Source organism: Vreelandella maris, from assembly GCF_013371085.1.
GTDB lineage: Bacteria > Pseudomonadota > Gammaproteobacteria > Pseudomonadales > Halomonadaceae > Vreelandella > Vreelandella maris.
Genome location: NZ_JABWCV010000035.1, coordinates 22358 through 29823 on the forward strand (window position 1 = coordinate 22358; position 7466 = coordinate 29823).

General features: G+C 54.0%; 6 protein-coding genes and 1 pseudogene. All 7 read right to left on the reverse strand.

Annotated elements, in window-relative coordinates:
* Positions 1 to 2: 2 nt before the first annotated feature.
* Complete coding sequence (locus HUO07_RS19725) at positions 3 to 1493, reverse strand: alanine/glycine:cation symporter family protein (RefSeq protein ID WP_176304913.1); 1491 nt, start codon at positions 1491 to 1493, stop codon at positions 3 to 5.
* A 210-nt stretch (positions 1494 to 1703) separates the two neighbouring features.
* Positions 1704 to 3278, reverse strand: coding sequence for an aldehyde dehydrogenase (NADP(+)) (locus tag HUO07_RS19730; protein WP_176304914.1), 1575 nt, complete (start codon positions 3276 to 3278; stop codon positions 1704 to 1706).
* Positions 3279 to 3321: 43 nt separating this feature from the next.
* Positions 3322 to 4077, reverse strand: coding sequence for a FadR/GntR family transcriptional regulator (locus HUO07_RS19735; protein ID WP_176304915.1), 756 nt, complete (start codon positions 4075 to 4077; stop codon positions 3322 to 3324).
* Positions 4078 to 4143: 66 nt separating this feature from the next.
* Positions 4144 to 4944, reverse strand: coding sequence for an NAD-dependent epimerase/dehydratase family protein (locus tag HUO07_RS19740; protein WP_176304916.1), 801 nt, complete (start codon positions 4942 to 4944; stop codon positions 4144 to 4146).
* Positions 4945 to 5006: 62 nt separating this feature from the next.
* Positions 5007 to 5867, reverse strand: a complete 861-nt coding sequence (locus HUO07_RS19745) for an amidohydrolase family protein (RefSeq protein WP_176304917.1) — start codon at positions 5865 to 5867, stop codon at positions 5007 to 5009.
* 2 nt (positions 5868 to 5869) lie between these two features.
* Positions 5870 to 7006, reverse strand: coding sequence for a mandelate racemase/muconate lactonizing enzyme family protein (locus tag HUO07_RS19750; RefSeq protein ID WP_176304918.1), 1137 nt, complete (start codon positions 7004 to 7006; stop codon positions 5870 to 5872).
* Positions 7007 to 7058: 52 nt separating this feature from the next.
* Positions 7059 to 7325: pseudogene (locus tag HUO07_RS19755) on the reverse strand (TRAP transporter large permease subunit); the annotation flags it as partial.
* Positions 7326 to 7466 lie beyond the last annotated feature (141 nt).

Here is a 7466-nt window from a genome sequence, read left to right on the forward strand (position 1 = left end):
ACCTACCCTTCCTTGACCTCTTTCACTGGCCATACATCGGCATCCACAAGCTCTGGGCGTTTCAGTATGGCAGGGTCAAATAGTGGTTCTTTAATACCCTCGCGGCGCTGGCGCTCGTAATCTTTCAGCACGGCTACGGCAATTGGCCCCATGATTAGTATCGCAAACAGGTTGGTGGTCGCCATCAGCCCCATCGCAAGATCGGCAAAGTCCCAGACGACACTCAGCTCAGCCACCGACCCGAGCAGCACCATAACGATAACAATCACCTTGAACACGCTCACCGCTTTTGCGGCGTGACGGCGGAACAGGAATTCGATATTCACCGCCGAGAACGAGAAGTTGGCCAAGATTGAGGTAAAGGCAAAAAACAGAATCGCCAGCGCAATGAATATCTCACCAAACCCGCCTAGATGATCCACCATGGCATCCTGGGTCAGTTGAATACCTTCAATACTATCGCCCGGCGACTCCGACATCAGCCGCTCATAAACACCAGAAAGCAGAATCACCACCGCCGTGCAGCTACAAATCACGATGGTATCGACGAACACCCCGAAAGATTGCACTAAACCCTGGGCCGCCGGGTGTTTGACGGACGCCTGGGCCGCCGCATTCGGGGTGGAACCCATGCCCGCTTCATTGGAGAACAGGCCACGCTTGACGCCGTTTTCCATTGCCGCTTTGATCGCATAGCCAGCCGCGCCACCCACCGCTGGGCCAAGCCCAAAAGCACTCATCACAATCAGCGAGAGCATGTCGGGCACGGCAGAAAGGTTGGTGACCAGTATCCATAGCGCCACGAGCAGATAAGCAATCGCCATCGCTGGCACAATTTTCTCAGCGGTACGCGCTACCGACTTGAGGCCGCCATAAATGACAAAACCTGCCAAGATGGCAATCACGACGCCCGTCAGCCAATTGGGAATACCAAAAGCGCCATTCATCCCTTGCGCGATGGTATTGGATTGCGCCGCGTTAAACGCCAAGCCATACGCAATAATCAGAAACACCGCGAACAGCGCGCCTAGCCAGCGCCAGCCCAGGCAGCGTTCGATATAGTAAGCTGGCCCACCACGGAATACGCCATCCTCGTTACGATGCTTATAGACCTGGGCCAAGGTCGACTCGATAAACGCAGTAGCGAAACCCAGCAGCGCAGTCACCCACATCCAGAAAATCGCCCCAGGCCCGCCAATCCAGAGCGCCAGGGCCACACCAGCGAGATTACCGGTTCCGACTCGCGCTGCCATCGACGTCGCAAAGGCCTGAAAGCCACTGATACCATCTCCAGCTCCGCGGGCAGAAAACGTCACATACGCCATGTGCCTGAACAGGCGAAACTGCATACCTCGGGTCATGATGGTAAACAGCAGGCCAGCGCCTAACAGTAGATAGACAAGAATGTAGCTCCAGATAAAGTTACTGACAGGCATCATGATGGTATAGAGACCATCGCGCAGCGGGGCAATGAGTAATTCGAGGGTCTCCATGGGAATGCTCTCCAGTTAGCGTTTGTTCACACTCGGGTGCCTAGAAAACCCAGCAAGTCCCCTAACCCAATGTGTTGAAGTGACCGCCGAAAACCCGACGCCACACACCGATTCTAGCCAGTTTTTGTACCAGTCCCAAAAAACATGCATAAAAAAGCGGCCCGCAGGCCGCTTAGCGTGTTCAACATCGCTGAATTTCTTCCTCCCTTCTTACAGTTCGCGCTTGCCGTCGACTAACCGCGAAACCTTCAGCGGATTACTGTCTTTAAGTGCGTCCGGCAGCAGGCCTTCTGGCAATGACTGGTAACAAACTGGCCGTAAAAAGCGGTGGATGGCTGCTGAGCCTACCGAAGTGGTGCGCGAATCAGACGTCGCCGGGAACGGTCCGCCGTGCACCATGGCATGGCACACCTCAACCCCAGTAGGCCAACCATTGGCGAGAATACGCCCCGCTTTACGCTCAAGTGTCGGCAGCAGCGCTTTCGCAGCATCAATATCCGCATCGTCCATATGCAGCGTTGCGGTGAGCTGGCCTTCTAGCTGTTCAGCAACACGCTTTACCTCAGCCGCATCGGCGCATTCAATGACCAGCGAGCTGGCGCCGAACACTTCGGCTTGCAGCACTTCTGATGCGAGGAAATCGCTCGCTGAGGCGGCAAACAAGGCAGTCTGGCACTGATAGTCGCTGCCGGCTTGGCCACGGGCGATCTCACGCACGTTGGCTGCGCCGTTCAGACTGGAAACGCCCTCTTGATAGGCACGGTGAATGCCTGGCGTCAGCATGGTCTGTGCGCCGCTGGCTTCCACCGCACCGCGTGCCGCTTCAATAAAGGCATCCAGCTCAGGGCCTTTTACCGCAATGACCAACCCAGGGTTAGTGCAGAACTGGCCCGCGCCCATGTTGAGCGAGCCGACAAACGCTTCACCCAGCGATTTACCGCGAGCTTTAAGCGCCGCTGGCAACACGAATACTGGGTTAATGCTGCTCATCTCAGCGTATACCGGAATTGGCTGAGGCCGTGCTTGGGCTGTTTTCATCAGCGCCATACCGCCACTGCGCGAACCGGTGAAACCAACCGCTTGAATGCGTGGGTCGTCGACTAGCGCCTGGCCAATTTCGTTACCAGCCCCAAACAGCAGCGAGAAAACGCCTTCCGGTAAATTGCACGCTTTTACCGCTTTTTGGACTGCCTGCCCTACCAGCTCAGAAGTGCCTGGGTGCGCTGAGTGGCCTTTCACCACCACCGGACAGCCAGCCGCTAGGGCCGAGGCTGTATCGCCACCCGCAACGGAGAACGCAAGTGGAAAGTTGCTGGCACCGAATACAGCCACGGGGCCCAATGCGATGTGGCGCTGACGCAAATCGGCGCGGGGCAGCGGCTGGCGATCCGGCATCGCAGGATCAATGCGTACATCGAGCCACTCACCGGCACGTACGACGGAAGCGAACAGACGCAGTTGCCCGCAGGTTCTGCCCCGCTCACCCTCGATACGCGCTTGGGGCAGACCAGTTTCCGCCATGGCGCGCTCAACCAGCTCGCTGCCTATCGCTTCAATTTCACTGGCGATGGTTTCCAGAAAGGTCGCCCGCTCTTCAAGCGTGGTCTCGCGATAAGTCGCATACGCGGCTTCTGCTAGCTCGCAGGCCTGCTCGACGTGAGCCCGACTACCACCGACATAAACCGGCTCCAGCTTTTCACCGGTGGCGGGGTTCACCGCTTGAATGTTGGCTTGGGTACCCGTCACTGCTTGTTGACCGATTAGCATTTCGCCTCGAATCGTCATAGGTCGCTCCTTATAGGGGTCAGTGATATCACTGGTCGCAAAACTACTGGTCGCGATATTGGGCATAGGTATTGCGCGCCCGGTTAAGGTGCTGAAACATTGTTTCACGAGCCGCTTGTGCATCGCGGGAAAGAATCGCTTCAAGAATGTAGGTGTGCTCTTCCTGAACGCGCTCTAAATAGCGCTCAGAGGAAATCGGATTAATATCAATACTGAGCAGTTTGGCGCGGGGAATCACGCTCTGGCTCCACTGCTTATAGAAAGATTGAAAAAAGGGATTTTTGGTCGCTGTGGCAATCGCGAAATGGAAAAGATAATCCTCTTCGCGCGCTTGTGATTTGGCAGCGTACGTTTTACTAAACGCAGCGTGCTGCGCTTCAAGCCGCTGACGATCTTCATCATCATAACGTAGTGCGGCCAGCTCAGCCGCCGCGGGCTCTAGCGTTAAACGTAGCTCCAACAGATGTAAGATATCTTCGACGGTGGTCGGATTAATACGTTCAGCAGGCCGCGCTTCTACCGTGGAGGAGCGCAGTACCGATGTGCCCACACCGCGGCGAGTTTCCACTAGCCCCAGCGATTTAAGGTGGGTAATCGCTTCGCGGATCACCGTGCGGCTAACGCCAAACGAGTCACACAGGCTGTTCTCGGTAGGTAATTTATCCCCCACCGCGACCTTGCCTTGAGTGATCAACGCTTCCAGTTGGTCAGCCACGTGTACGGACAAGCTGCCCTGCTGCGTCACTTTGCTTACTTGAAGCGGTTTTAGGGCAGATGTCGTTGCGTTAGGTTTGACCATGAAAGCTACCCTTCGTTAATGTCCAAAGTTGTATTATATCGTACAACTCAGGTCTTATAAGTACTATTAAACGTCGTCTGGGTGCCCTGATTTAGTAAATTTACCGCCTTGAAAGCGTACAGCCAAATCATTGCCATCAATGTTCCGATCAAGCTGCTCGGTCTCTTCCCGCCAAGGCTCTGAGCTGTCTTTAGGTGCCCAACCCAAGAAGCTGGCATGAGAATTATCCCACCATTTTTCAGCATTATCCGATACGCCGTAAATCACTGCATGCCCTAAACTTGGCGTCACAAAAGCACGCTGTAAGAGGCTGACAAAATCCGCCAAGCTCAGCCACGTGGCCATCATGCGGGTATCCACCGGCTTATCGAAACAGGAGCCAATTCTCACGCTAAGCGTCTCCACACCAAACTTGTCGTGATAGAGGCTCGCGAGGTTTTCACCAAAGCATTTTGAAACACCGTAAAGGGAATCCGGCTTTTGAACTACCTGGGTATCAATGCGCTGATGACGCTCATAAAAACCGATGACATGATTAGAGCTGGCAAACACAATTCGCGGTTTGCCCTGTTTACGGGCCGCTTCATAAAGGTGATAAGTGCCCATGATATTGGCCTGCAAAATGGCCTCCCAGGGGCTCTCTACCGACATACCACCTAAGTGAACGATGCCATCGCAATCACGCACCAAATCGGCGACAGCCTGCATATCGCTAAGATCGGCTTGAACTAGCTCTTCACCTTCACCCGCCTCGCCTAATGGTGCCACATCAGATAAACGAACATGCTTGGCGAGTTGAGATAAATGAGGCCGCAAGCTATTGCCCAGACCACCGGCCGCGCCGGTAACTAAAATTCGATTTAACATAGAAACTCCTTACTATTTTGTATAAATCATTAAATGAAGCGCTGTTTTAAAAGCCATCTGTTTTAAAAGCCATAAAGTACGGCGGGGTTATCCACTAGAATCTTTTGGCGGATGCTCTCATCGGCCCAGTGCAGCAAGACATCCAACTGTTCAGCATCGTCGGGATACTGCTCGCGAGGAACCGCTACATGCGGCCAATTTGAGCCCCAGATAACCCGCTCAGGAGCATGTTTAATAACCCGCTTGGCAATGGGGCTGACATCAGCATACTCAGGCCCGCCGCTTAAACTGGTTTCATATCCGCCGCAGATTTTTATCCATGCATTACCGCGGTCCAGCAAGCTTAGTATTTGGTCTACCCTAGGATCATCAGCGGCCACCGGCGGCATAAATTTGCCGATGTGATCAATAATGTAATCGGTGTCGATCGCTTGCAGCGTGGCCATGTAGATATCTATCTCATGGCTATTGAACTGCACCATTAAATGCCAACCAAACGCTTTTACCCGCGCTTCCACTGCGGTTAATCCACTCATCCCGACGGCCCCGCCGGGTAGCTGCATAATTCTGGCACCACGAGCACCTTGGGCATGAAGCGCTTCAATCTGTGATTCAGAAGCATCCGGCGCTACCGCCACAATCGCCCTGGCGCGCGCCTGCCCAATTTCCGCCACGCCTTGCAAAATTGAGCGATTATCAAACTGGTAAGCGTTGGATTGCGTTACCACAACGCGCTCCAGTGAAAGCCGTTGCTGAACCTGGCGGTAGTCGGCCACTGTCGCCAGTTCGGCAATGTTTGGGCCACCCGGCTGTGCTTCATAACCGGGCAAATATAAATGCATATGGCAATCGGTTGCCCCTGCAGGCGCCTTCAAAGCAGGCGGCTGCCCTGTTAGCGGACGTGTATTGGCGGGGATAGACAACGTTACTTCTCCCTAAGTGCGAAGGTGGATAGCGCATCACGGTTAATTTCAATCCCCAGCCCGGGGCCATCAGGGATAGCCATCACGCCCTGATGATGCTCTAAAGGGGTCAGTACAACGGCTTGGCGGAAGGGATTTTCAGTGCGGTCGAATTCCATAATGGGTTCGATGGGGTTGCGACGTGGCGGATTAGGTGGCAAAGCTGCCATGAACTGCAGGCTTGCCGCCAAACAGACCGCCGTTCCCCATACATGCGGAACCAAGCGCACGCCATGTAGAGCGGCCATATCAGCCACTCGGCGCATCTCGCTAAACCCGCCGACTCCACAAATATCCGGTTGCACGATATCCACGGCGCGGCGGGTCAACGGCTCGTGCATAGCATAGCGGCCATGCCAATTTTCACCGCTCGCTACGGGGATCGGCTGACCGGCCCGAACGGCTTCGTAGGTAGAAATTTGTTCAGGCAACACGGGCTCTTCAAACCAGTCGATACCGTACTGCGCGGCGCACTTGCCTAGCTCAATCGCTTCCAGGTAATCGTAACCATGGTTGGCATCGATCATCAGCCGCATATCCGGGCCGATGGCCTCACGCACGGCGGCAATTACCGCCAGGTCTTCCTCGACATCGAAGCCAATTTTTATTTTAACGGCATGAAAACCTTCACGGCGATAACCAGCTACTTCAGCGGCAATATCCGTGACCCGATCCACCCCTTCACGGCGGAAAGAACCCGTTGCGTAGGCGCGTACAGTGTTGCGAAAGCGTCCACCCAGCAGCGTTGATATCGGTACACCAAAGTGCTTGCCTTTTATATCCCACAGCGCAATATCAATACCGCTTAGGGCCGTCACGGTTAAGCCACGTTGGCCCTGGTCGCGTAAGCGATTGTAGAGAGTTAGCCACACTTTTTCAGTCTGAAGCGGATCTTCACCTATTAACGACTGAGCATAAACATCGACAATCGCAGCGTTAGGTTTAGCGGGCCCTAGACACTCGCCCCAGCCGACAGTCCCATCATCACAGATGACTTCAACTAAGCAGTGCTGGCGACGCGAAAAGTGCATTGAGGCACTCTCAAACGCCGTTTCAAGTTGGTAATCGAGTATATGGGTATTTACGGCGACTACTTTCATAATCGATCTATTCCCCTGGCCATGAATTTCAAGCAGCTTTTTTAGAAACGGCTTATTGGAAAAAGCTAGGTAATGTCAAAGAGATAGCGGGTATGTAAGTCACCATCATTAAGGCGACAAACAGCGCTAAGAAGAAAGGCCAAATAGTGCGCACCGCTTCTTCTATTTTAATTTTCCCAATTACACAACCGACAAACAGACATGCCCCTACCGGTGGCGTACACAAACCAAGCCCTAAATTCATCATCAAAATAATGCCGAACTGGATCGGATCCATGCCGAACTGCATAGCCACCGGCAGAAAAATAGGCGTAAGTACCTGATCTAAAGTTTTCGTGCAATATCCATGCCAGGATTTCTGACACGGACAGAACCATGGAAAAACGCTTCGTTGCCCCTCTCACTGAACCTGAACAACAGACGCTGACCTCCGCCTATCACCATGGCGAGAAGCGCGCTC